Annotated in this window: 4 protein-coding genes; 1 reads left to right on the top strand and 3 read right to left on the bottom strand. The window is 79.1% G+C overall.

Going from position 1 to position 2,775, the window contains the following annotated elements; translation table 11 throughout:
* On the top strand, nucleotides 1-1,046 hold a 1,046-nt coding region (locus KIK08_RS38485; protein ID WP_214408241.1), incomplete at its 5' end, for a glutamate mutase L.
* Between the two features lie 84 nt (nucleotides 1,047-1,130).
* Here the strand turns inward: KIK08_RS38485 and KIK08_RS38490 are convergent.
* The 3 genes from KIK08_RS38490 to KIK08_RS38500 are packed head-to-tail and all read right to left on the bottom strand — an operon-like array spanning nucleotide 1,131 to nucleotide 2,739.
* Nucleotides 1,131-1,619, bottom strand: a complete 489-nt coding sequence (locus KIK08_RS38490; protein ID WP_214408242.1) for a hypothetical protein — start codon at nucleotides 1,617-1,619, stop codon at nucleotides 1,131-1,133.
* The gene (locus KIK08_RS38495; protein ID WP_308258163.1) at nucleotides 1,616-2,128 is read right to left on the bottom strand and encodes a sigma-70 family RNA polymerase sigma factor; all 513 of its coding nucleotides are present in this window, start codon (nucleotides 2,126-2,128) and stop codon (nucleotides 1,616-1,618) included. The genes KIK08_RS38490 and KIK08_RS38495 overlap by 4 nt, the downstream gene beginning before the upstream one ends.
* Nucleotides 2,125-2,739: a class F sortase gene (locus tag KIK08_RS38500; RefSeq protein ID WP_491063197.1), complete on the bottom strand. Its 615-nt coding sequence runs from the start codon at nucleotides 2,737-2,739 to the stop codon at nucleotides 2,125-2,127. Before KIK08_RS38500 ends, KIK08_RS38495 begins: the two co-directional genes overlap by 4 nt.
* Between the last annotated feature and the right edge of the window lie 36 nt (nucleotides 2,740-2,775).

A 2,775-nucleotide genomic window follows, 5' to 3' on the forward strand; every position in this document is an offset into this window, starting at 1 on the left:
CCGGGTCGGAGCGGCTGGCCGCCACCGAGGCCGGCCACCGGGTGGCCTGCTCGGCGGGCGCCCGCGTCGTGCACGTCCACGGCGGCCCGCTGGAGCCGGCCGACGTGCGGCTGCTGCGCACGGCCCGCCCGGGCGTGCTGCTGCTCATCGGCGGCGCCGACGGCGACGACCCCGCCGCCCTGCTGCACAACGCCGGGCGCCTGGCCCGCGCCCGCGTCCGGTTCCCGATCGTGCTCGCCGCGAACTCCGAGGCCCGCGACGACGCCGTCGCCCTCCTGCGCGGCACGGGCCGCACGGTCGTCGTCTCCGACAACGTGATGCCCCGGCCCGGGGAGATCGTCCCGGCGCCGGCCCGGGCGGCGCTGGCCCGCCTCTACGCCCGGCACGCCGTCGGCGCCCGCGGCCCCTCCGCGACGCCGCGCTTCCGCCGGCTGGCCAAGGTCGCCACCCCCGACGCCGTCGGGCACGCCGCCGGGCAGCTCGCCCGCATCTGCGGGTGCCGCGTCCTGCTCGTCGACGTCGGCTGTGCGACGACCGACGTGCACTCCGCCCTCGACGGCCCCAGCTCGCGCACCGTCGAGGGCGACCTCGGCATGCGCGCCGCCGCCGAGGGCGTGCTGATCGCGGGGCAGGCCGAGGGCGTCGTCGACCCGGTGGAGGCGGCCCTGCTCGGGCCGACCGTGGCCCGGATGGCCAGCGAGGTCGGCTACGTCCCGCGCGACCCGGGCAGCGCCGCCGAGGACCGCCGCATCGCCGCCGTCGCCGCCGTCATCGCCGTGCGCCGCCACCTGCGCGCCCACACCGACGCCGCCGGCGGCCTCGGCCTCGTGGTGCTCTCCGGCGGCGTGTTCCGCCAGCGCGAGCGCCCCGGTGCCCTGCAGGCGGTGGTGTCGACGGTGCAGGCCGACCCCGTGCTGGCCGAGGCCCTGCGCGAGGTGCCGGTCGTCGTCGACGCCGACTTCACGGTGGCGCCCGCCGGCCTGCTGGCCGCGCACGGGCGGGGCGGCGCGGCCGAGGCGCTGCTGCGCGACCACCTGCTCGGCTGACCGGCCCGTCGAGAACGACGTTATCGCGTGTTGGACCGGTCCATTTTCGCGACAACTTCGTTCTCGACGGCTCCGGGCCGCGCCTCATCGTGGACGGGAGCGCGTCGACTCCAGCGGCGGCGGGTCGGACGCCGGGGCCGGCGGCCCGAGCTCCGGCAGGGCCGGGCCGGCGCTCGGGCCGTCGGTGGGGCTCGACGGCTCGGGGGTGAAGGGCGGCACCGCCGTCATCGGTGGGACGGACCCGGACGGCGGGAGGGACGACGCCGGGGCCGGCGCGGCGGGGACGGGCTCCAGGAGGCTGCTCGTCGGGGCCGGGACGGCCGGCGAGGGGTCCGGGCGGTCGGCGGGGGCGACGGTGGCCTGCCCGCCCGTCGCTGCGGCGACGGCGGTGGTGACCCCGCCCAGCACCGCGACGGCCGCCACCGCGGCCGCGACCGTGGCCAGCCGCTGCCGGCGTCGCCGCAGCTGGTCGCGCCGGCGCAGCACGCCGGTCAGGATGTCGCCCGCGGGCGGGGCGGCGTCCAGGGCGGGGTCGCGCAGCGCGGCCCGCAGGGCGTCCTCGGGATCGGTCATCGGCTGCTCCCCTCGTTGGCTCGGTCGGTCGGGCGGGCGGCGCGCAGCGCCGCGAGGGCGCGGTGCGCGTGCGAACGGACGGTGGCCTCCCGGCAGCCGAGCAGGTCGGCGATCTCGGAGTCGGGCCGGTCGTGGTAGTAGCGCAGCACCAGCACCGCGCGCTGCACGGGCGGCAGTACGGCGAGCACCTCGCGCAGCTGGTCGCGGTCGGCGATGCGCTCGTCGGCGGCCGGGGCGGCGGCGCGCAGCCGGGCGCCGGGGTCGGCCCACGGCCGTTCCCCCGACGACAGGCGCCGCCGCCAGGACAGGAAGTCGTTCAGCACCGCCTTGTAGGCGTAGGCGCGCAGGTCGGCCACGGCGCCCAGGCGCGACCAGGACAGCCCCAGCCGGGCGAGCACGTCCTGCACGATGTCCTCGGCCCGGTGGTGGTCGAGGGTGAGCCGGCGCGCGAACACCACCAGCTCCGGCCCGGTCGCCAGCACGAACGCCTCGAACGACGGCGGACTCACGCGGCTGTCACCGCACTGGCGTACACCACGACGTTGTCGCGGTAGTGCCCGGTACCCCGGTCGAACGCCCCACCGCAGGTGATCAGCCGCAGCCCGGCGTGCGGGATGTCGCCGTAGACCTCGTCGGTGGGGAACTCGGCCTTCGGGTGGCGCTCGACGCGGTCCACGGCGAACGCGGCGGTGCTGCCGTCGGCGCGCAGCACGCTGATCCCGTCGCCGGGCAGCAGCGCGGCCAGGTCGTGGAAGACGCCGGGGCCGGTGCGGGCGGAGTCGACGTGCCCCAGCAGCACGGCCGGGCCGGTCTCACCCGGCGTGGGGGAGTGGACGTACCAGCCGGCGTCGGGGGAGTCCAGCGGCGGCTCCTCGATGGTGCCGTCGGGGTCCAGGCCCACCCCGAGCAGACCGCTGTGCACGTCGATCGCGGGGATGTCGAGCCGGACCGGCGTCGACCGGCCGAGCGGGCCGGGTGCGGCGGACGGCGCGGGCGCCACGGCCCCGGGCAGCGCCCGGTGCGGCCCCGGTGGCGAGGACGCGACCGCCCCCGTCACCGCGACCGCTCCCGTCACGGCCAGCGCGACCGCCAGCCCGGCCAGCACCCGGCGAGCCGTCACCCCCGGTCCTCCCGCGGGGTGCGGCGGCGCAGTGCC

It is taken from the genome of Pseudonocardia lacus, from assembly GCF_018531445.1.
Classification (GTDB): Bacteria; Actinomycetota; Actinomycetes; order Mycobacteriales; family Pseudonocardiaceae; genus Pseudonocardia; species Pseudonocardia lacus.